General features: G+C 44.5%; 15 protein-coding genes and 1 pseudogene. 10 read left to right on the top strand and 6 right to left on the bottom strand.

Going from position 1 to position 22,015, the window contains the following annotated elements; all coding sequences use genetic code 11:
* Positions 1-402: 402 nt before the first annotated feature.
* The 3 genes from QZW82_RS16755 to QZW82_RS16745 all read left to right on the top strand — a co-directional run bounded on the left by QZW82_RS16755 (position 403) and on the right by QZW82_RS16745 (position 2,290).
* Positions 403-825 carry a pentapeptide repeat-containing protein gene (locus tag QZW82_RS16755; protein ID WP_293150086.1) on the top strand — a complete coding sequence of 141 codons (423 nt, stop codon included), beginning with the start codon at positions 403-405 and terminating at the stop codon, positions 823-825.
* Positions 803-1,204, top strand: coding sequence for a pentapeptide repeat-containing protein (locus QZW82_RS16750; protein WP_293150084.1), 402 nt, complete (start codon positions 803-805; stop codon positions 1,202-1,204). Before QZW82_RS16755 ends, QZW82_RS16750 begins: the two co-directional genes overlap by 23 nt.
* A gap of 222 nt (positions 1,205-1,426) precedes the next feature.
* A complete protein-coding gene (locus QZW82_RS16745; protein ID WP_293150082.1) occupies positions 1,427-2,290 on the top strand; it encodes a pentapeptide repeat-containing protein in 864 nt (287 codons plus the stop codon).
* A 102-nt stretch (positions 2,291-2,392) separates the two neighbouring features.
* Here QZW82_RS16745 and QZW82_RS16740 read toward each other — a convergent pair whose 3' ends face one another.
* Positions 2,393-2,605: a hypothetical protein gene (locus QZW82_RS16740; protein ID WP_293150080.1), complete on the bottom strand. Its 213-nt coding sequence runs from the start codon at positions 2,603-2,605 to the stop codon at positions 2,393-2,395.
* 215 nt (positions 2,606-2,820) lie between these two features.
* Here QZW82_RS16740 and QZW82_RS16735 point away from each other — a divergent pair, with 215 nt between their 5' ends.
* The 3 genes from QZW82_RS16735 (at position 2,821) to QZW82_RS16730 (ending at position 4,899) form a co-directional block, all read left to right on the top strand.
* On the top strand, positions 2,821-3,537 hold the full coding sequence (locus QZW82_RS16735; protein ID WP_293150078.1) for a pentapeptide repeat-containing protein: 717 nt from the start codon (positions 2,821-2,823) through the stop codon (positions 3,535-3,537).
* 133 nt (positions 3,538-3,670) lie between these two features.
* Complete coding sequence (locus QZW82_RS32270) at positions 3,671-4,090, top strand: pentapeptide repeat-containing protein (RefSeq protein WP_366665033.1); 420 nt, start codon at positions 3,671-3,673, stop codon at positions 4,088-4,090.
* 338 nt (positions 4,091-4,428) lie between these two features.
* Complete coding sequence (locus QZW82_RS16730) at positions 4,429-4,899, top strand: pentapeptide repeat-containing protein (RefSeq protein ID WP_293150076.1); 471 nt, start codon at positions 4,429-4,431, stop codon at positions 4,897-4,899.
* A 216-nt stretch (positions 4,900-5,115) separates the two neighbouring features.
* On the opposite strand, the gene QZW82_RS16725 is transcribed toward QZW82_RS16730, so the two are convergent.
* Together QZW82_RS16725 and QZW82_RS16720 are read right to left on the bottom strand one after the other, a co-directional pair.
* Positions 5,116-13,656, bottom strand: a complete 8,541-nt coding sequence (locus tag QZW82_RS16725) for a DNA/RNA non-specific endonuclease (RefSeq protein ID WP_293150074.1) — start codon at positions 13,654-13,656, stop codon at positions 5,116-5,118.
* Between the two features lie 246 nt (positions 13,657-13,902).
* Positions 13,903-14,307 carry a hypothetical protein gene (locus QZW82_RS16720; RefSeq protein ID WP_293150072.1) on the bottom strand — a complete coding sequence of 135 codons (405 nt, stop codon included), beginning with the start codon at positions 14,305-14,307 and terminating at the stop codon, positions 13,903-13,905.
* A 332-nt stretch (positions 14,308-14,639) separates the two neighbouring features.
* Between QZW82_RS16720 and QZW82_RS16715 the strand changes: the two genes are divergently transcribed.
* Both QZW82_RS16715 and QZW82_RS16710 read left to right on the top strand, forming a co-directional pair.
* Positions 14,640-15,443 carry a TPM domain-containing protein gene (locus QZW82_RS16715; RefSeq protein ID WP_293150070.1) on the top strand — a complete coding sequence of 268 codons (804 nt, stop codon included), beginning with the start codon at positions 14,640-14,642 and terminating at the stop codon, positions 15,441-15,443.
* 403 nt (positions 15,444-15,846) lie between these two features.
* A complete protein-coding gene (locus tag QZW82_RS16710) occupies positions 15,847-16,482 on the top strand; it encodes a precorrin-8X methylmutase (RefSeq protein WP_293150068.1) in 636 nt (211 codons plus the stop codon).
* A 62-nt stretch (positions 16,483-16,544) separates the two neighbouring features.
* Here the strand turns inward: QZW82_RS16710 and bchI are convergent, their stop codons facing one another.
* Entirely contained in the window at positions 16,545-17,615 is a 1,071-nt protein-coding gene (gene bchI / locus QZW82_RS16705) for a magnesium chelatase ATPase subunit I (protein WP_293150193.1), read from the bottom strand.
* A gap of 403 nt (positions 17,616-18,018) precedes the next feature.
* Here bchI and QZW82_RS16700 point away from each other — a divergent pair.
* A pseudogene (locus tag QZW82_RS16700) lies at positions 18,019-18,114 on the top strand (1,4-alpha-glucan branching protein domain-containing protein); the annotation flags it as partial.
* A 107-nt stretch (positions 18,115-18,221) separates the two neighbouring features.
* Here the strand turns inward: QZW82_RS16700 and QZW82_RS16695 are convergent.
* The gene (locus QZW82_RS16695) at positions 18,222-18,896 is read right to left on the bottom strand and encodes a PEP-CTERM sorting domain-containing protein (protein ID WP_293150066.1); all 675 of its coding nucleotides are present in this window, start codon (positions 18,894-18,896) and stop codon (positions 18,222-18,224) included.
* A gap of 70 nt (positions 18,897-18,966) precedes the next feature.
* Positions 18,967-19,995 carry a site-2 protease family protein gene (locus QZW82_RS16690; RefSeq protein ID WP_293150064.1) on the bottom strand — a complete coding sequence of 343 codons (1,029 nt, stop codon included), beginning with the start codon at positions 19,993-19,995 and terminating at the stop codon, positions 18,967-18,969.
* A 943-nt stretch (positions 19,996-20,938) separates the two neighbouring features.
* Between QZW82_RS16690 and QZW82_RS16685 the strand changes: the two genes are divergently transcribed.
* The coding region (locus QZW82_RS16685; RefSeq protein WP_293150062.1) for a S8/S53 family peptidase at positions 20,939-22,015 on the top strand (1,077 nt) is incomplete at its 3' end.

Here is a 22,015-nt window from a genome sequence, read left to right as displayed (position 1 = left end):
CGCACCAGATGTAACGATCGCCCGATTAATTGTAGGGAAACGGCACTGCCGTGTCCTGACTTTGGGTAATATTAATTTATTGGTGCGATCGTGGACGAAACTTCCTTTGATAGTTCAAATCTCACCCACGCTAATCTAATGAGGGTTCAACCAGAGCCTAGTCTGATGACAAACAGAGTTAGGCTCATGGGAAAAGGGTTTGAAGATGCGATTTTATGCAAAACTATCATGCCAGATGGAACTATCCGAAATGATAATTGTACAGCTTGATGAATGCTAAACATTGCTGAAAACAGATATACCCTCCGTTTGAATATCCATCATATTTCTGTTTCGTTCGGAGTCAGGTCAGAGGATGATTGTACTATAATTCAGAAGTTAAATTAATTAAATAGATAATTTATGAACGCTGAAGAATTACTTAGAAGATATACCAGTGGAGAAAGAGACTTTGCTGGGGTTGATTTGAGCGGTGTCGATTTGAACAAGGCAAATCTCCTTGAGATCAATCTCGCCAATGCCAATCTGATTAATGCTAACTTGAGTTATGCTGACTTGAGTGGTGCTGACTTGAGCAATGCTAACTCGATCAATGCTAACTTGCGTTGTATTGACTTGATTAATGCTAACTTGAGTAATGCTAACTTGAGCGAGGCTAACTTGGATGGTGCTCAGTTGATGAATGCTAACTTGAGTGGTGCTAACTTGAAAGGAGCTTGGTTGGAAGGGGCTGACTTGAGTGGAGCCAATCTAAGTAATGCCTGCTTAGAAAATGCAACTTTGCACTATGTTGACGCGACTGATGCCAACCGAGCGTGGAGCTAATTTGAAAAATGGTTTTTTATCTCGCCTCAACTGTGAAAACACAAATCTCACTGGAGCCGACCTCAGCGATGCAGATATCACTGAAGCTAGTTTTCATAAAGCAACTCTAATTGGCGCGAATCTAAGTAACACCCAGTTGCATCAAACAGGGTTTACTAATTCAGATCTTACTGGAGCAAACCTCACTGGTGCGATTCTAGAGGAAACTTGGTTTGACGGCTCAAATCTTAGCAATGCTAATCTGATGGGAGCTAGAGGAGAGCCTGAATATGGCCCAAATACAACAATCAATCTTTGCGGAGAATGGGAAGACGCTACCTTGTGCAATACTGTCATGCCAGATGGAACGATCCGAAACGATAATTGCCCAGAGCGATAAATGCTAAACATTGCTGAAAACATATCTACCCTCCGTTTGAATATTCATCATATTTCTGTGTCGATAGGCGTCAGATAAATTAATACAAATCCGCGTTAAATATCCCCTTGATAATTAACCGCACCAGCGCGACTAGGAGGTGGAGTGCGATCGGATAGGACTAGCAAAACAAAGGATAATTGTACTATAATTCAGAAGTTAAACTAATTAAATAGATAATTTATGAACGCTGAAGAATTGCTCGAACGGTATGCCAATGGCGAGAGAGACTTTGCTGAGGTTGACTTGAGCAATGCCAATTTGAAGAAAAGCAAGCTTATTGATATCAATCTCACCAAGACCAATTTAACAGATGCTGACTTGAGTGGTGCTGAGTTGATGAATGCTAACTTGAGTGGTGCTAACTTGATTTCTGCTGAGTTGATGAATGCTAACTTGAGTGGTGCTAACTTGAGCGATGCTAACATGGATTGTATTGACTTGAGCGACGCTAACTTGAGCAATGCTAACTTGAGCGAGGCTCACTTGGATGGTGCTCAGTTGATTAATGCTAACTTCAGTGATGCTAACTTGAAAGGAGCTTGGTTGGAAGGGGCTGACTTGAGTGGAGCCAATCTAAGTAATGCCTGCTTAGAAAAAGCCAACTTAGGTCATACTGACTTAACTGATGCCAACCTCAGTGGAGTCAATTTAAAAAGTGGTTTTTTATCAGGAATAAACTGTGAAAATACTAACCTCAATGGAGCAGACCTCAGCGATACAGATATCACTGAAGCCTACTTTGAAAAAGCGACTCTAATTGGCACGAATCTAAGTAATACCAAGTTGCATCAAACTGGGTTTTGGAATTCTGACCTAACTGGAGCCAATTTCAGCGGTGCAGTTCTCGATGAAACTTCGTTTGAAGGAGCCAATCTCAGCAATGCTAATCTAAAGGGGGCTCAACCAGAACCTACTCTCCTCACACAGAGGATTAGGTTGATGGGGAAAGGGTTTGAAGAAGCTATCTTATGTAAGACTATCATGCCCGATGGCAGTATCCGCAATGATAATTGTATGCCTGAACAATCCAATGAGCTAATATAAAAATTTTCAGATCCAGACAATACAAAGTGGGGATAAAAAATCAGGCTTCTTGGAGAAGCCTGGTTTTTTGCTACATTACACTCATCGGAAAACCTCTATCAATTATTCACTCTCAAGTTCCTCAGATTCCTCTTCTGGATCTGTAGGGTCTTCTGGAGGTGGCGGTGGATTTGATTTCCAAGGAAGGCTATCCCAAGTATCTCCAATAGATTTTTGCTTTGGAAAAATGTACTTGATATCTTTGATATTTTTTTTGATTTCTTGAGGAAGAAGAGGGAATAGATCGTAGCCGATCTCGTTTTCTATTTCTTCCAAAGACCAGACAGGACGTTGAGTGCGATCGTCAATCTTACTCCAATCCTTGTTTCTCCAGCCTGTGGCAATGTTACCGGGTTTTTCATTTGGCTCTTGAAGATGGGACTGCGATCGAGTTTTGCGACCATGATTGGTGAAGGGGGTAGGGGTGTTTTTAGAGCATTTGCTATAATTAAAATCCTCGGATAATTATCCTTTTTAAATCCTTGAAAAATATGGATGCAGAAGAATTAATGAAACGATATGCTGCGGGAGAAAGAGACTTTGTAGGTCTTGACCTAAGTGGCATTCTCTTGGGTAGACGTTACGCTGACGAGTTAATCAAACGATATCAAACTGAAGAAAACACCAGAATTGGAGGAGTCAACCTGCGCGGTATAAATCTCAGTGGCGCTAATCTTGAAAAGGCTAACCTAGAAGCCGTTGATTTTATGGGGGCCAATTTGAGTGAAGCCAACTTGACTGGAGCTATATTGCAGGTGGCGAGGCTCAATGAAGCTAACCTGAGCAGAGCTAACCTGAGAGAAGTTATCCTTAGCTCGGCTCGACTGCATCAAACTAACTTGAGTGGGGCTATTTTGGAAAGAGCAGTCTCCTATGATGCCAAATTCATAGGGACGATTCTGAGGCGAGCAAAGCTCAGGGGGGCTGGTTTGGAAACTTCTAGCTTTATTGACGTTGACTTTACCAGTGCGGACTTAAGAGAGGTCGGTATGGGACCAGCTACCATCGAGCAATGCAACTTTACCAAAGCCAACTGGAACAGAGGAAATATTTATCAATGTCATTTCTTTGACTGCAATTTTACGAACATCTCCTTTAGCAAAGCCAAGATGGATGGAATAAGATTTGTTCGTTGTGATTTTACCAACGCTAAATTGACAGGAATTCATCCTTTTGAGGCCGGTTTTGAGGAGAGCGTTGGACTTTAGAAGATGAGTAAAAAGTGCTATTATCAAAGGTGTAAATAGATACAGGATTTGAATTGTGGAAAAGGAAAGGATTACTATAGAAGAATTACTTAGACGCTATGCTGCTGGCGATTGAGATTTTAGAAACATCATTTTGGAGTACGCTGACTTGAGCGGGGTTGAACTGCAAAATATTGACCTGACTGGTGCTCAATTTAACTACGTTAATTTGAGCCGACTCAATTTGCATAGGTGCGAGTTAGGGTCGGCTCAATTTTGGTACTGTAACTTCAGGGAAGCTAAAATCACCTCAAGTCATTTGGAATACAGTAGGTTTTTTGACTGTGACTTGAGAGGATTTAACAGCAGTAGATGCGACATAAGCTCGGTTAATTTTACTAGAGTCAATTTACAAGGTGCGAAGCTTGGGGGCTTTGGCGAAGACCCTTCCCTTGTAACTACTGGGACGTTATTCGCCATGACGGAGTTTTTATTTCTGGTTTCACTTCCAATCTGTATCGCTCTTCCTGCAGCAATACTAACAGGGAAGTATGAGATTATAAGAATATCCTAAAAAGTTATGAGAGTATGATTACTTCTGGGCTAAACGGAACTTCCTCCTGTAAGACCAAGTTCCGTTTAGCCCAGAAGTAAAATGTCAAGAAGGAGGAGAATATCTCCCTTGATTCTTCAGAGCTTACTGAATATCTTCTGGCAGATTTGACAGGAAATCAAACTTAAAGTCATAGTTACGAACTTTGTTGCGTTCGTTAAGAATATTTGTGAGTTCTGGAAGAGTAACTCTCCAAGTATCAGGATTTTTCCAAACCGTTGTGTGAGTTATGCGGTCGATATATAAAGCCTTAAAAAAGTGCTATTGTTGATTGTGTAAATAGATATAGGAGTTGAGTTATGGAAAAAGAAAGAATAACTGTAGAAGAATTGCTCAGGCGCTATGCTGCTGGTGAGAGAGGTTTTAGACACATCATTTTGGAGTATGCAGACTTGAGCGGGGTTGAACTGCAAAATATTGACCTGACTGAAGCTCAATTTAATTATGTTAACTTGAGCGAGCTTAATTTGCATAGGTGTGAGCTAGGGGGGGCTAATTTTTTGAACTGTAACTTAAGAGAAGCCAAATTCTTTGGTTGTCATTTGGAATACACTAGGTTTTTTGACTGTGATTTTAGAGGGGTTAATACGAGTCGTTGCAACCTGACTTGCACTCATTTTATCAGAGTTAATTTTCAAGACGCTAAGATTGGGGGTTTTGGCGAAGATCCTTGCCGGTGCTGGGATATTACTCGAGAAGATGGGGTTTTCATCCCGGGTTTCACCTTCAATCCCTTTATCTCCTCTGACAATACTGACAGGGGAGTATGAAATTTTGACCAGTGTCCAAAAAAAATTATTGTAGTTGGAGGATTTAAGTAGGTTAACCCTTACAAATCTGAAATGCCGGACGATTCGGTGAAATCTGGTTCTTTTTTAAAATCGGGGTTCTCAGGTTTCTGTTTTTGAGGTGGAGCTACTTACCTCTACCATCAAGGAAATACAAGGTCAAGAGGGAGGAGAATATCTCCCTTGATTCTTCAGAGCTTACTGAATATCTTCTGGCAGATTTGACAGGAAATCAAACTTAAAGTCATAGTTACGAACTTTGTTGCGTTCGTTAAGAATCTTTGTGAGTTCTGGAAGAGTAACTCGCCAAGTATCTGGGTTCCTCCAATCCGTTTTCTTTATGTTACTGCGAACGCTGTCCAAAAAGGGAGAAAACATATCATTGTTAAGCGGATTAGCAATCCCATCTAAGGATACATTATTCCAATTTGGTTCTGCTATGTTAGGCGTCATATATGCGAAAGCTTCTATGTTTGACGAAGTAACATCAACTCCTGGTTGTTCCACAGCCATGATTGTTTTCCACGTCCATCTAGGGATGTGAATTTGTCGGTTTGACAAATTGCTAGGGCTTGTATTTCCCTGATTGATCAACTCTCCATTGAAACGGTCATCAAGCAACTCAGGAACATTCGTTTTCTTTTGAGTATTTGGATTGTTACCAACTGCGCCGGCAAAAATGTAAAGTTCTTGCCCCTGTTGAGCCGCTCGTTGAGCTAATCTATTTTCTATATTTGACCAAGCAGAAGCATCTTTTTCCAAAAAATTAGGGATGAAAAATCGATTATTATCCATCGACTGGGCAATCACATTAGTTGTTAAGTAGGTGGCTAACTCATCTTTGGGATGTCTCAATCTATCTCTATCAGGAGACAAATGACCTCGATCCATTCCTAAGCCAGTAAAGATATTTCCATCATAGGTAAACAAGCCACTAGCCAATAAATCTGGATCGGTTATAAATTCAGGTCTTTGTATTAACCCATTTGGTGATTCTCCTTGTTGTGGCGTTGTCACCCATGTCTTATCTACTTTCCAACCAACCCAGTTGGCAATTTTGGTATCAGCATTGTAAGACACAACGTACTGTGGCTTTTCAAGCAGCAAGTTGTTTTGATATGTGCTGCTGTTGCCAGTCTGCCATCTAGCTTCAGTGGGATTGCCAAATTTGAGATGGTCGCTCTTGAAGAAAACATTATCTATGTAAACGGAATTACCACCCTCTAAAGAAAAGGTTATTTTCGCTGGCTTACCTCGAAACTCTGCGATTTCTGAATCAGTGAGGTTTAACTTAAGTTGGAAGGTTTCAAACCCTTTTCTGCCAAACCCAATCTTATTTTCAATGTCTGAATAGATGTTCTTAATAGACTCAGTATTATTTTTGTTGGTTGCATCAATTTGAAAGTTTGCATCTTGTGCCAGATTGATGGTTACATTTTTACTTTGTCCATCTATCGTTTCAAGCTTGGCATTTAGTGTTCCTCCTTTAGTGGGAGCAAAAACATCAAATCGTAAATTTCCCCAATCCGGTACGACAAAGGGATTGTGCGTGATGCTGTCGCCTGTACCTAATTTTAGAGCATAATTGGTTGAACCCGAATTAGCCCCTACTACAGGGCTAGATAAAGTAGTAATACTGTTCCGATTCACCAAGGAGCTTTGCAACACAGACTTATTATCACCATTGTACAAAGACCAACCAGGAATGGGTTGTGAATCTAGTTGAGCCGCTACAGCATCAAAATTCCCATTAAACAAAGTAGGAACCGCATAATCACCCCGCATCCTAGCCAAGTAGGTATTATCTTCTAACACCGAAACCCGATTATTCTTCAAATAATTCTCAAAGTTAGCCAACTCATTTTTAGTCTTCTTCCCACCATCAAAATAAGGTCGTAATTGAGAACCTCCACCTAAAACAGAGTTGAACCAACCCGTACCAATTCCTTCCCAAGGAGCTTTAGTATCTCCCTGAGTAAAACTAGCATTAGTATGGTCAGGAGTATACCAAGTCTTAGTAGCATCAGCAATATTATTTTGCTCCAAATCGCCCAAGCGACGGTAAATTGTGTCACCGTTTTCCGATGGCAGTTTGCTACCCGTGAGATTAGCAGTTCCCGCATACCAAGCCAAAGCCTCCCGATGGGAAGCACCTGCCCCGTCATCCGGCGTAAATCCAGCCCGGTTTCCTAAAGAAACATTCCAATCAGATTTCCAGTTTGTTCCAGAAAGTTCTCGCCCGTTAATTGTATTCCCAATACCATTTGTTTGGTAGTAATTGTCAGCATAAGTGACATTATTCCACACCTTAATTTCCGGGTCAAGAATGTTAAGGTAAGGCCCAGAAAAAGAATTATCATCGTAATCGTAAGGGTCAATAGTCGTCATTTGCAGGTCGCGATTTGCCCGACTGGTACCTCCAGCATTAGGTAAAAACGTACCCAAACGCTGGACAATTTCACTATTAACCACAGCCCCCTGCCCGAAACCGACAAAATGTAGCGGTGAATTGAAAACAGCTCCTTGAGTGCGGATTAATTTACCCGTACTATCATAAAGCTGACCTGGGCTACCGACACCACCACCCTTATTTAAATCCAATTGCACCATTGAAGCAAATAAAGTATCAGCCGCCGCCTCAGCAAAACCAGAATTATAAAGTTGCTTCGGCTCAATCCCATCCATCCCGTTCATCCCATCCATCCAATTAGCTAACAGCACTAAGGGTTTGCCATAAGCAGGCTGAAGGCTATTATTAGATATCCAACTATTTCCTTGAGGAGTAACAGACTGCCACTTACCAGTTGCCGACTGATATTTCATGACCGTACCGCCAGCATCAAAAATGTGTTTAGCAACTCCATTAATTTGCCCATCAATCAACTGGCTATTTTCGGGATTTCCGGGTTCTAATCCTCGCGTTAAAACAGTAACGCTGCTGAAAGTATTACCACTAGAAATGGGAGTCGGCAGTAAAGTCTTAAACTTATTGGTAACAACTTTTCTTGTCCCTTTCTTCGTCGTAGCTTCCACAGCCCAATGATATTCCTGACCCGCCGTCAACATTCGATCGCTAGAAAGAGTAAACTCCTCTGAAGAACCAGCCTTAGTTTTCCCATCCCAAGTCCACGTACCGTTTTCCCATTGAGCAGTCAGAACCCGATTCGGATTGTAATCTTTGTCGCCAGCCGAATTTAACCCATCCCACCTATCATCGGGCAACAAGCCCTTCCCTTGCGGAAAAACGCTTACATAAAGATTGACCTTATCGACATCAGTATCGGGCTTAAAACCAGGAAGACCGCAGGGTTCATTCTCACCCTTCAAATCCCACTTAAAAGTAGGAGTTAAAGGATTGCTATCATTCTTGCTATCCCCGATCAGTCCTTTTAATTCCAACCAGTTTTTAGCATTCGCTATCGCCAAACCTTTAGGATTTCCACCGATACCAATGGGAGCCCGGTTCGTACCTGACGGCACGCTAAAGGTAAAGTTATTAATCCAATTTCCCCCGGTAATTTCGTAGTCAGCCGCAATACTTACCAGAGGGTTGATATCATCAATCGGTACGCGGGCGAGGTCAGCAACAGTCGCATTTCGCTCAGTGTTAGTCACGAAACCAACGCTACCCACACCCCTGTCGCGGGCGTCAAGCTTGTAATTCCCCGGATTCTCTGTTGCCTTAATCATTTCCTCCACATCGAAAATGTAGGCACTGCCTCCCAAATTTAAAGTGGGATAGGAAGCAATCAAATGTTTACCATCGCTAGAGAGCGCTACGTTGTTAGGTAAACTGCCCGGAATTGGTCGAGTTGCAGCCACCAATCGAGGATTCGTCAGCGGGTTTTTGATAATGCCAATATTGCCACCCTCGCGCGCATCGCTAGGGTTGGTGTTTCCCCTATTGTTGCGCCCTGCAACAAACGCATACTGCCCGTCTTTCGTTATCGTTACAGCCGCTCCCTCATTGACATCGAAGTAATCGGAATCGCTACCCAGCGACAAGTTCGCGTAGCGTGCCTCCGCCGCAAAACTCAGGGGGTCGCTGTTGGTAATTTCCAAGACACCAAAACCGCTGCCGTCTGTAGCAGTATTGCCACTGGTAAAAGTTATCTTCTCGAAGTCAGAAGTTGCAGTTATTCCCATTGCTCCGTTTGGAGTTAATATTTTGCCAATCTGTTCGCGCCACTTGCGGGGATTAGAACTCGAATTAGTCGGTCGATCGCTCGGGTCGATGTTAACAACGTGAATGTTTCTGTCGGAACCAGTTACAAAAAGTTTGCGTTCGTCGCTGTTAATTGTTAACTGTTGCAATCCCGAGGGCGAATCGATCGCAATTGTCTCGACGACGGTATGATAAGTTGCCGAATTCGGATTGATGTCGAGGACGTAGATGTTAGGGCGACTCTGGTCAGCAATGTAAGCGTAATTATCCCTCTTGTCGATCGCAATAGCTTGTGGTCTGGCTCCAGAGGGCAAGCTAATCGCATCGACAGTCTCCGTTTCCTTAGTAGTGTCTATTTCTCGCAGCGCTATCAAATCCACTACCGAAACGCGACCGGTGTCGCGCAGAGTCACGTAGGCGCGGGTAGCACTGTTAGTAGCCGCGATCGACTCAGGTCGGTCTGATGTATTGGGATTGCCTACAGGAATGTTAATCGCAACCGCCAATTTATCGCTGTTCTGGGTTTCAACAGTTGATAAAGGGTCTTTGAGGTTAATAACGTTGATTTTGTCGCCCGTGCGTTCTGTTACCAGCGCCAATTCAACGCAGGTAGGAGCGAGACGGATATTTTCTTTACTTTCTAGTTCGACAGTCTCGTAATCTCCAATACCCTGCCCGAAGCGCTTTTTCTGCTTTCTCGACACTACAATGCTGGATTCGCCGACGGGTACGGTAATCGGAATTTTGACCGCAATTCTGTAGCTATTTTCTCCCAAATCGGTGTTTTTATCCGGTATCAATGTGCCTGGATAAGTTTTGTCGCCGACGCGGAAGCTGACTGTTAAGTCTTTAAATTCACCGCCTAAATCATTGGAGTTATTCAGGAAGTTGCTGCCTGTCAGGACGACGGTTGGTTCGCCATTTTCCAACTTATATTCAGCGGATTGAAGCACTGGAGGTGCGAAGGGGTCTGCTGGGAATAGTGTGGGTATGTTTAGAGTGGCTGTGACGCGGGGAATCCCTTCTGGATCGAGTTCAACACCCGCCGGAGTGACTACAGGTAAACCGACTTCAGGAATGGCAATAATTTTCAATCCAGATTTCAGGTATTTAGCCAAGTAAGCCAGCAGTAAAATTGTAGCGGCGAATTGAGCTGTGGTGACGGTGGCTATACCGATTAAACCGGCATTGGCTGCTAAAAAGCTGTTTTGGAGACCGACATTTGTTGAGAGAAGGGAACCATTTGGGAGACCGACATTTGTTGAGAGAAGGGAACCATTTATATTGGAGGTGGTGAGCAACTTTTCCAATGCCAACTTCTGTAACTCCAGGTCCGGCATTGCTATCATCGCTATTTCGGCAGTCTCCAAAATACCGGTAAATGGTGGAGAATTAGTGCGAATAGTACCGCTGGCATCGACTACACCGGATTCTTGAATCAGCCAAATTGGGGAATAAATATTGTTAGCATCCGGCAGCGAACCTTTTCGCAGGAATAAAATTTCGGTACCAGGAGATAAGCCGGCAGGGGCAGGAATTGCTAATTGAGCGGGAATTTTCAAGGAGTTGTCACCCAAGTCTAAATTGAAGCCTCCGGCAAACTGCAAACCGTCGGGAAGTTGTAGGGATAGAGCATTGCTGGTTAGAGATGTCAAGCTAATAGCTGTATTTTCGGCAAGAGCACCGGGTGGCACCATCACAATTGAACCGTCACTGCCAGTAACTGCACCGCCATTTACTCCTAAAATTGTTCCGGCGACGGCGGGAAGGGAGACTCGTACTGGCACGACTTGTTCGGCGGCTCCGTGAATGACAGTGACGTTAGTAACTCCTTCTTTTATAGCGGTAATAACGCCGTCTGAATTCACTTGCAACAGGTTAGAGTTTCCGGGGAAATAGCGAGTTCCTGTAGAGCCGAATTTCAGATCGGGGGATTTGATGATATTTTCAATTCCTACTAAAAGCGAACGTCCCATTCCGGCTGTCATCGTGACTGCTTTGGGATAGACATTCAAACCGTTAATCTCAGCTAGTGCTCCATTAAATTCTGCATCGTTGGTTGGGGCTGGCAATTTTCCGACTCGCACCGCTGTTACTGCTTGCAGGTTGTTGCGACTTGCACTCAAAATTGAAGTGCCGTTGACCAAACCTGTCACTTTACCAGTTGGATCAATTGGTGCTACTTCTGGATTGAATGAAGTGTAAGTTAGATAAGAATCTGGCAGCACTACACCTTTTTGGTCGGCAAAATCTCCGAGCACAATCAATTCCGTATTTTCTCCTGCATTGAGGATCGGATTTCGCTTCACAAAATCTAGATTCAGCAGGGGAACATCGCTGACATTGACTGTTACGCGCGCGGGCGTTGAACTCCCAAAAGCGTCGCTGGCAAGGAAATCAAAGCTGGCAATACCGGAGAAACCGGATGCTGGTTTAAACGATGCTTTGTTCGTTAAGGGATTGAAAATTACTGTGCCGTTTACTGGATTGAGGACGCTAATTGTCAGAGGGTCGCCCTCTGCATCTGTGGCAAGATTGTCTAATGAAATAGTTGTCTCTAATTCTGTATAAGTCCGAGCGCTTGTCGGCGAAACAACGGGCGGATTGTTGTCAGAATTCGGGGGATTGACTGCGGCGAGCAATTGTTGTCCTAAAGCTGTATTGCGCCATTCTTTGTCAGGGTTGATGACTGTATCTAGCAGCGGTGCGTTTCCGGTTGCGCCACTAATTTTAAAGATTAGGTCATTGTAATCTCTGTCTGAGTTAGCAGCCGACATATCTTCGAGGGCGAAGGTGTTGCCGGTGCCCGTAATGTCGGCTATTTGTAGCAGATGAGCGGTATCGCTGGGATTGGCTGTGGCGATACTGAATAAGGGGCGGTTTTCGGGGAACAAATCCCACAGCCAGGAGTATTGGAGGGATGATTGTACTGTACCGCTGGGTACGAACATGACAGCAAAGGTATCTCCAGGGGTCATGTTGAAAGTTTTGATACCCTGATATTCTCCTGAACCGAAGTCGTATTCTCCCGGCATGGAACCGGTGAATTTGGATCCTTCTGTACTGTCGCGGATTACAACGTTTCCTAATGTGGAATTAGTTAGGACTCTCCTAGCAGCTTCGGCGATGAATTCTGGAGTACCAGGTGTAAATGCTTCCATTCCTGAAAGGCTAAAAATGCCGACTTCGCCAGTAAAGTACCCGCCGTCAAATACATAGTCAAATTTGACTTGTCCTTGGTCATCTACAAGGAAAGTGCCGGGATTGGGTGAGTTGGCTGCTGCTGTTATTGAGAGATTTGTTGGGGAATTGGTATTGCTTTGAAAGTTGCCAGTACGCTGTGTTGAATTAGGTTTAGTGTCTGCAATATTGTCTGAAAGTTGAGCAGATTCTTCGGTTGCTGACAGTAGCAAACCGCTTGTCATCTCTGCGGATTTGGGCGCAATTTCAGGATCGGAATACGCGGGTAGGACGGCGACAGTTTCTGTGGGATTTGAATTGCTATTATGATTTTTTGAATTTGGTTCAGGTGGGGATTTAAGAGTTGAGGGTGAAGCGCTTGTTTCGACTTCTGCTATCTGTGTCGTAACTGCTGCTGTCTCTGATGGAGTTGAGAAGAGTGCTGGGCTTTTCTCAGTTTCTAATTCCGCTGCTGTTTCAGAAACAGTAATGTCCCGTTCGATTGTATCAGCAGTGAATTCTGCTGTCGATGGCGAATCGGTTTTTGTTGGCAATTCGCTTTCAAGTTCTGATGTTATTTCAGGAAAAGTGTTCTCATTTTCTACCGTAGCCGAATCGTTTTTTGTGGAAATAATCGACTCGGTTTTTGTTGGCAATTGTTCGGGTGCGGTAGAAACGTTGGAGTTAGTTTGTTTGGGTGATTGTTCGCCAACGTTAGAGACAAGCGACTCTGTTTTTGCAGGAGATTTTTCCGCAATTGGAGCGAAAATCGACTCTGTTTCTGCGGGAGGTTTAGAGATGCTGGAAGTTGCATCTTTGTCGGTTTTGATTAATTCAGCATCTGCTGATTGACTGACAATAGATTCTGTTTTAACTGGCTGTTTAATTTCCGAAACTGAGTTAGTATTGTTCGGAGTTTTTTCTGGAATTTTAACTGCTGCTGTTGCTGTCGTCACCGTTACATTTTCACTGGCTGCTGTTTTTGGTATTGCAGCAGGTTCGATTTTTAATGGGTCAACTTTTCCTGTATCATTCTGTTTGTCAGTTAAAGATTGAGTAGCGGTTTGTACTGGCTTTTGTAAATCGGTTGATTTGACTTCTGCACTGATATTAGTGTCAGGTAAAACTGGGTTAGATGTGGCTGGAATTAATTGGGCTGTTGGGGGCTGTGTTGTCGGCGGCAGTTGAGAATCTGAAGGGGGTTTTTCTGTCGGTGTTGCATCGACTTTTGGGGATTTTTTATCTGAGTTTATCAGGGTAGCTTCGGCAACAGGAAGCTGTTTGTCTGAGTTTTTTGTTTCTGAAGTCTGGGCAATTGGAGCTTTTTGAGCGGAGTCTATTTTGTCAGAAACTTCGGCAGTACGAGATTGTTCGCCTGAGTTGGCTTTCTCCACAATTGTGGAGTTTTGAGATTGCTTGTCTGAGTCTATCTTGTCGTCAGTTGTGGCAACTGGGGACTGTTTGTCTGTAGAGGTTTTATCAGTTGAGGGAATATTTGGGCTAGCCGCAACAGTTTCGGTTGAATTTGTTACTGCAATTTTCTCGGATTTTTCTGATGAAGTTGTATTATGATCTGGAATTGCGCTTGATGCAGTTGCAGGTGATGTTTTGTTGGGTTATGACTAACTGTTGAGTGTAATCTATGATGATCGGGGTGTTTTGTGTTCTTCGGGTTTTGAAGTTGTTTCAGCGGTTGCGGGTAATGGTGTTTTGTCCGAAGCTTTTTCTGAGTTTGTGGATGTAGTTATAACGGGTGAGGTTATTCGATTCGGGTTGGTTAGGGGGTCTCCTAAGTCCGAGTCCAGTTTGCCAATTAGCGGGTCAATTTCATGATTTGTTGCATCTCTGGGGTTGCTGTTAGTTTTGGTCGCACTGGTGTTGGCAGAAGGTGTGCTGTTAATATCGGAGGGTTTGTTAATAATAAAAGCATCAGCCTTTGCTCGAATTAATTCGTCTTTCGACTGGCTTGCGGGTTCTATTAAGTTGAGTTGTTCGGAGTTTGATGATTCGCCGGGAGTTTGATAACGGTCTCTCTCTGTTACCATCGGCTTGAATTACGATCGATCGTCCTGGACGCACTCCTACCAAAGAAACCGGGTTTTTTACCTAATCTGCTGCTCACCGTGAAGTATTCTCGTAAAAAAACCCGGTTTCTGGGCCCATCGTTAGTCCCGATCGATTAACGGAACTGCGATCGCGCCCTCTACGGTTAATTGTCAGCCCTTCCCCCGATCGCAAACTTTCCTTCCCCGAACCCTTCCCCTTGCTCTCGGCTTCCTGTAAAGTAAATAATTGTAAAGAAATATGAGTTTTCTCTTATCCTCTGGTTAAGACCGCCAGCTAACATTCACAATTAAGACCCGGATTAGAATTTCCTATGTCACAGCTTTTCCCCCGCAAATTTCTAGCCTCTGCTGTCGCCTTTTTTCTGGCTGTGTCGGTGTGGACGATCGCACCTGCGGCCCATGCTTTCAACAATCCCGATTTGTTGCCTTCGACTCAAACGCCGATCATTGATTTAGCTAAAGCCCTTACGGATATTGAAGAAGAGGGTTTGGCCAAAAATTTAAACGCCTTTGAAGCTGAAACCGGTTGGAAGCTGCGAGTGCTGACTCAGTACGATCGCACGCCCGGTTTGGCTGTGAAAAGTTATTGGGGCTTAGACAATAAAAGTGTATTGCTAGTTGCTGACCCGCGCGGTGGCAATTTACTAAATTTTAATGTGGGGGATGCGCTGTATCCACTGCTGCCGCGCACTTTTTGGGTGGAATTGCAAACCCGCTACGGCAATCAGTTTTTTGTGCGGGACAATGGCGAAGATCGATCGATCATTGAATCTTTGGAGTCGATAGAAGGCTGTTTGCGTCAGGGCGGTTGTCGCGTAGTTCCAGGTTTGCCGAGGGAACAGTGGGTGCTGACATTAATTACGTCGGTGCTGGGCGGTGTGATCTGCGGGTTTGCGGCTCAGCCTCGGAAACCGGGAGACGGTGTGTCTTGGCAGTGGGCGCTGATTTTTTCGCCGCTGTGGGGGATTCTGTTTTTGGCCTTCGGAATTGGGCCGGTGGTGACTCGGACTTCTGATTGGTTGCCTTTGGCCCGAAATGTGGCCGGTTTTGCGATCGGGGCTTTGGTAGCATTCTTGACTCCAGTATTGGGCAAGTCTCCTTCAGAAGAAAGTTAGTCATCAGTCATTAGTGCGAGCGTCCCCGCTCGCGAACGTTAGTCATTAGTCATTATATAATGTGCGGTTTGTAGTGCGGACTTCAGTCCGCAGCATAAAGCGGACTGAAGTCCGCACTACAAACGGTTGCAAGCAAGTTAACTCATGAAAAACCCGGTTTCTCGGCCCCGCGCGCAAGTCAGAAGAAACCGGGTTTTGTAGCTTTTTTTGCGATATGCAACCAAGTTAACTCCTGAAAAACCCGGTTTCTGCCCAATGTGGCAGTCGTGAGATGATTTGTCGGCCGCCAAAAGTACCCAAAAATCCCCTCCTGACAAATAACTAATCAGTGATGACTAATGACTAATCGCTAAAAGCTGGTAAGCTGATACCTGACAACACACAGGCGACAGCTATCCAACAAATGGAATGGCACGTAAGCGATGCCCAGAGTCTGGGATTAATCGATAACGAAATTGGCGACCACGGTTTTTCTGCGGCGGAGTACGAAATAGTCCGCCGTGTGATATATGCGACTGCTGATTTTGAGTACAAGTCTTTAATTAGTTTTTCCGATCAGGCTTTGCAAGCTGGGGCGGCTGCTTTGGCTGCACGAACTACGATCGTAGTAGATGTGCCGATGGTGCAGGTGGGGATTACGCCGCTGATCCAAAGTACCTTTGCGAATCCGGTTTACTGTTCGATGGAGGCTTTGACGCGTCCTCAAAAGGAAAAAACGCGGGCTGCTTGGGGGATTGAAACTTTGGCCAGACGCTATCCTGAGGGGATTTTTGTGGTTGGTCAGGCTCAAACTTCTTTGTCGGCGCTGGTGGATTTGATTGAGGCTGAGGAAATTCGACCGGCTTTGGTGATTGGAACGCCTTCTGGGTTTGTCGGGGTTGACGTGGCTAAGTCGCGACTGCACGATTCGATGGTTCCTCATATTCGGATTGAGGGGCGCAAGGGTTCGGCGGTGGTGGCTGTGGCGATTGTTAACGGTTTGGTGGATTTGGCTTGGCAAGCCTATGGCCAAGAGGGGAACAGTCGATCGGGTTTATGAGATTTTAAAGCCGACTCGTAGAGATTCCTTTTGTTAAGATACGACTCTTGGCCATTGACGCTCTAACCTTCGGTTGTTTCTAGGCCGAATACTCGATCGAACACTTTTGTCACTTTATAGCCGGAATCTATGGATTCGAGCGGGTCTTTCCGCAATCGGTGGCGCAAACACAGAGTCATCACCTTGCGAATATCGTCCACTGTTACCTCTGTGCGGCATTCTAGGGCGGTGTAAGCTTTTGCGGCCCGATTTGTGACCAAATCGCCGCGCAGCCCGTCTACGTCCAATTCCGCGCAGACTTGGGAGATTTTTACTCGCAAATCGCGATCGAGATTTACGGATTTTAATCTTTCTTGGGCTTCCACCAATTTCTGCTGCATATCGTCTTGTTGGTGCTGATATTTTGCGAGAAACTCGGGTGGATCTTGATCGAAACTCGATCGCTGTTCGACAATTTCTACTCTCAGATTTGGGTCTTTTACGGTGCGAATTTCGGCGTGCATTCCAAATCTGTCAAGCAATTGCGGCCGCAATTCTCCTTCTTCTGGATTCCCGGAACCGATTAAAATAAACTTAGCTGGGTGGCGGATCGAAATGCCTTCTCTTTCAACAGTATTCCAACCGCTGGCGGCGGAGTCGAGCAAAACATCGACTAAGTGATCGTCGAGCAAATTGACTTCATCGACGTAAAGAATGCCGCGGTTAGCTTTAGCTAAAAGGCCTGGTTCAAAAGCTTTAACTCCTTCCGACAAAGCTTTCTCAATGTCGATCGTACCGCACACTCTGTCTTCGGTAGCGCCGAGCGGCAAGTCTACCATTTGTACTTTTTTGCGGGCGATCGGCATTGTACCGTGATGCAAAGTGCGATCGCGCACTTCATCGCTCATCAAATCGGGATCGGTGGGATGGCTGTTAAAAGGATCGTCAGCCACGACTTCAATTTCTGGGAGTAAATCAGTGAGGGCGCGGATTGTGGTAGATTTGCCTGTACCGCGATCGCCCATAATCATCACTCCGCCAATTTTGGGATCGATGACATTCAAAAGCAGCGCCAGTTTCATCTCCTCCTGGCCAACAATCGCAGTGAAGGGAAAAACAGCGCGGCGGGCTGGGGTAGCGGTAACGGTTGGCAGAGCGCCCGCATTTAGGTTATTGCTGACTTCGGCAGTAGGACTCACAGGATAACTCAAAATATAATAATTGCCTGTTTATTGTAAGGGATAAGGGATTTTAGATTTTAGATTTTAGATTTTGGATTTTGGATCGTGACGGGCTTCAGCGCTGAAGGGAAACGAAAAGGGCGATCGAGCCAATTGTAAACAAATGTAACAATTTTGCGCGATTCGCATAAAAACCTCGGCTGAGTCCAGATAAGTCATTGAGATCAAAGTCAAGCAACCATTTTTTTGAAGAGTGCAAATTTCTGAAACTAACATCGGTGCATTAACTGGCAGCAAAACCTACACAAGCACAGTTGACAGTAAAAATATTTTTGACCTTTACCAATCTAACATCAAAAATCCTGGAAGTTTGCAAGTTAAAGAAGACAAAATAGATTCCGGTTGGCTGGAGAAGGTTCAGGAGATCGATCGCATCTTCCCTGAGATTAATTATCGCATTTATCGATCGCTTGAAGTTACCCAAAACAGATGCAGACGGCGGTTGAAACCGCGCCTACACAAACAAAGTCTGCCTCCGCAGACTGAAGAAAATAACGTAATTTTAACCGCTAGGTCTTCTTATCTTTTTGTGCGTTTTTTCTTCCACAATAAACCCATTCCCGCCGCCACAAACGTACCAGCCACCGTCATCGGTTCCGGCACAGGTTCATACTCATAAATTGCACTAACTGTAGTATTAGCCGACACCAAACCTCCAAAATTACCTCTAACCGGATTTCCGGTAATTTTAGTCAAACCCGTAGTCATCAAACCTGCGATAAAAGTATCACCATCGCATCCACTTAAAGCACTCAGAGACTGCTGGGAATCATAACTTTTTGACACAGTACCGGAAGCCGAACCACTAACACTTCCCGTACCACCGCTAGCAATCCTCGTTTCCGGCGGACTTGCTAACACACTCAAAGTCAAATTAGGGTCAACTTTCAACAGCGGAATATTCACAGCAATACTTGCATTAGTTGTCGCCGTCCCCGTAAAATCTCCAGTCAAAGGAGTAATGCTGACACTATTATTAACAGTAGACTTGACCGTAACATAAGCCTTCAACAGAGTACCCAACAGCGAATTAAACTTCGGCAAAATCACATTTGTGCTGCTATTTAACGGCTGCGAACCCAGATCCACAGTATAAGTTTGAGTAAGAGTAGCAGCTTGTACTGACAAAGATTGACTAACAAGTACAAAACTCAAACTTCCGCCAACAATTCCCAACTTTTGACAAACATTCATTTCGATAAACTCCTAAAATAATAAAGTGGTATTTTGTGACACGGGCGTCCCGCCTGCGATCGATCTGCGGTTAAAAACTCGGAACATTTAGCAAAGCCCAGTTTCCCAGCAAGGACATTAAATAACTCAAAGCAAAAACAGTATAAATGATACTCAAAGGCGCATAAGCTGCCAAAACCAATCTATCACTTGATTCTGCCTCAATCTCGTCTCTCCGCAACAAATCCATATAAAAATCAAACGACTTTTGACGCAGATTGTTAATCCCAGTGGCTGCAACCAAAAAATAATAACCGTCAAATCGGTTGAGGGGATTCAAATTAATTGCTACAGTCAGCAAAGCCGCCACCATCAATAAATAACTAATTTGATGACAGACAGGATTCGACTGAGAAAACAGCCAAACCCAAACAGCAACCGCCCAAATTGTTACTTGAATCAAAACTCCCGCCGCCACGACTAAAACCCGCTGTTTTCGCTTGACTAAACTGTATTGGTCGCTAGTATCTGTATAACATCCAGGAATGAAACACATAAATAACAATCCAATTTCTTTAACAATGCCGCCGTAATGTTTGAGCGTGAAAGCGTGACCGAGTTCGTGCAAAGATATTACCAGGATTGTCAGCAAGACAAATGTGATAATAGTCTCAATTTTCCCGGCTGTCCACAACTGCTGGTGCGAGACAACAACTTCGGCCGAGGAACCAAACCATGCTGCTGCGGAAGATGCGATGAAAGCGCCCAGGAAAAACCCAAATTCCCACGTCCAAATCCAGCGCAATTTGTCGATGTGCTGCGACAGCCAGACATCGGGATTGACTAGGGGAATTGTGAAAGATAGGAGATTGAATTTGGCTTTCGGGGCTTTTGTGCCTTCTAGCATTCCCGTTTGTGCTAAGCTTCTCAAGAGATTTTGCACATCTTCTAAATCGATGTTGTATTCAGCGAGAGTGTTTGTTACGGGTTGTTTGCTTAGTTGCAAGATTACCTGTTTGTCAAAGTCGTCAATTTCCATGAAAGTCATGTCTTCGGGATTGCGAAGAATCCAATGACCGTCTGGATGAGCTATCCACTGCACCGCTGATTTGAGTTCCATAGCATATTGTTACTTTGGCTGAGAAAGTTTCGATTTAATTGAATAGAAATTACTCGTTTTTAGGCGGAGATTGCGATCCCCCCTAGCCCCCCTTAATAAGGGGGGGACAAGAGTGTTCACCAAGTTCCCCAAAACATTCGGGAGAAGAAGAGAATTCACTCAAAGTCCCCCTTCTTAAGGGGGATTTAGGGGGATCTAGACTTTCGGATCGAGCAGAGAGACAGTGGGTTTTAGGCCGAAACTCCATCGCATCGCCCCTAGCCCCCTTAAGAAGAGGGGGACAAGAGTGTTCGCTCAAAGTGGGTGTTTTTATTGAATTGTCTTGAATCGATCGCCCTATTATATTTCTATGTTTTCTCCACTGTATTTTTGAGTATTTCGAGCCGCCCTAAATCTTGCTGAAAACGTAAAGTTTCCAAGTAAACATTGCCCCTGTTTCAAAGAAGCAGGGAAATGGGGGAGTAGTTTTTGAAGAAGCTTTGGTGATATTTGCTAGGGCTTCAGACCTCATTCCAAACTTCACCTCTCGGTTCATATTATCAGAAATCATAAAAAAAGCAAGGGCAAATTCTAACTATTTTTGGAATGTAGGGCTGGCGGCCGGAAACCGGGTTTTTTATCGATTTTAAAGGCTGCGATCGCATATTTTCGTAAAAACCAGGTTTTGGAGTCAGACCTAATTAAGTTTGTCAAAAAACTTTACACAAAATTTACAATAGAAAGAGGGTTTTTGGTGTAGGATAACCGTGAAGAAGCTAAAAAAATCGAAAAATTAAGCATTGACAAAGTGTTGGGCGATCGCCAACGAGACCGTTAGCAAAGCGCGGCAGATGTGAAGCGATCGCCAATACGTAAAATTTGTCAACCTTGCGTAGTTTTTCAAACAAAGAAAAATTTTCAGATTATTACTTACAGATTTTTGTCAAGTAACGATTTTGGTTGAATGCGGGAGGCATTCGATCGAGTTCGTGCGATCGAAATTCATATTAATCAAGGTGGAAAGATTATGGGTTGGCTAAATTTTGGTGGCAAAAAACGCAAAGAGGCTCAAGGTTTTGGGAATTCACCGAAACGCAAAGGCCGCAAAAAATCCCGCAGTCATGTATTGGAAAGAATTGTAACTCCGAGTGCAGGTGTTGGGGGATGGCTGGATGATTTGAATCCGCTGCATCAGTTATTCGGTTCTTTGTCGCTTCCTGATTTAGATTTACCTAATTTCTTGGCTGATAGCGGTGTTTGCCCGATCGCCCCTGATGCACCAACTAACAATCTACCGCCGCTGATTGATTTCGACCCGCTGGGTCTCTACCATGATGGGATTGCGACTCAAACTCCTTACAATCCGGGCGGTGCGTTTGAGACTTTGCCGGTTGCTGTAATTCCTGTCGATCCCCATTCGCCGAATCCTAACAATCCGAATGCCATCCGTCAATTGCTGAATTTTCCTTTAGCTTCTCAGCCTTTGGTGGGAAGTATTGATACTGGTGTGAGTGCGGATAGTCCTTATTTGAATTACGCGAATATTAAGAAGGGCCGCGATTATGTGGGCGGGGATGATAATCCGTTGCTGAAAGCTGGGGAAGGTAGCGAGCACGGTACTTTTATGTTGGGGATTGTTGATGCAATTAATAAGACTGCGCCAAAGTGGGTGGGAAGGGCGATCGATTCTGGGAGATGGGCGGATTCTTTGGTAGAGTTTGTGGATGCTGCGAAGGCTTCGGGACAGAAAAATGCGATCGCCAATCTCAGTTTGGATTTGACTCAGAAGAATGCTGACGGGATTGTGACAACGCGCTATGAGCTGACTCCGCCAGAAAGAAGTGCGATCGAATATGCGCGGCAAAATGGGGTAATGCTGGTAGTGGCGGCGGGTAACGACGGCGGTGTGATGTCGGTTTTGGGTCAAGCTTCTCAGGAGTTTGACAATATTTTTACGGTTGGGGCTGGGGATATTAACGGGCGATCGATCTATTCTAGTTATGGTCGTGGTTTGGATATTGTGGCGGATGGCGGCACGACT

Source organism: Microcoleus sp. bin48.metabat.b7b8b9.023 (genome assembly GCF_013299185.1).
Taxonomy (GTDB): domain Bacteria; phylum Cyanobacteriota; class Cyanobacteriia; order Cyanobacteriales; family Microcoleaceae; genus Microcoleus.
Note: the sequence above shows the minus strand (reverse complement) of the source record. Positions and strands in the feature narration are given on the sequence as shown.

Coding starts and splice junctions, on each gene's coding strand:
- QZW82_RS16750 (WP_293150084.1), top strand. CDS start 803: ATGCCAACCGAGCGTGGAGCTAATTTGAAAAATGGTTTTTTATCTCGC.
- QZW82_RS16690 (WP_293150064.1), bottom strand. CDS start 19,995: ATGGAACTCAAATCAGCGGTGCAGTGGATAGCTCATCCAGACGGTCAT.
- QZW82_RS16755 (WP_293150086.1), top strand. CDS start 403: ATGAACGCTGAAGAATTACTTAGAAGATATACCAGTGGAGAAAGAGAC.
- QZW82_RS16730 (WP_293150076.1), top strand. CDS start 4,429: ATGGAAAAAGAAAGAATAACTGTAGAAGAATTGCTCAGGCGCTATGCT.
- QZW82_RS16720 (WP_293150072.1), bottom strand. CDS start 14,307: ATGGTAACAGAGAGAGACCGTTATCAAACTCCCGGCGAATCATCAAAC.
- QZW82_RS16710 (WP_293150068.1), top strand. CDS start 15,847: ATGGAATGGCACGTAAGCGATGCCCAGAGTCTGGGATTAATCGATAAC.
- QZW82_RS16695 (WP_293150066.1), bottom strand. CDS start 18,896: ATGAATGTTTGTCAAAAGTTGGGAATTGTTGGCGGAAGTTTGAGTTTT.
- QZW82_RS16715 (WP_293150070.1), top strand. CDS start 14,640: ATGTCACAGCTTTTCCCCCGCAAATTTCTAGCCTCTGCTGTCGCCTTT.
- QZW82_RS16735 (WP_293150078.1), top strand. CDS start 2,821: ATGGATGCAGAAGAATTAATGAAACGATATGCTGCGGGAGAAAGAGAC.
- QZW82_RS16745 (WP_293150082.1), top strand. CDS start 1,427: ATGAACGCTGAAGAATTGCTCGAACGGTATGCCAATGGCGAGAGAGAC.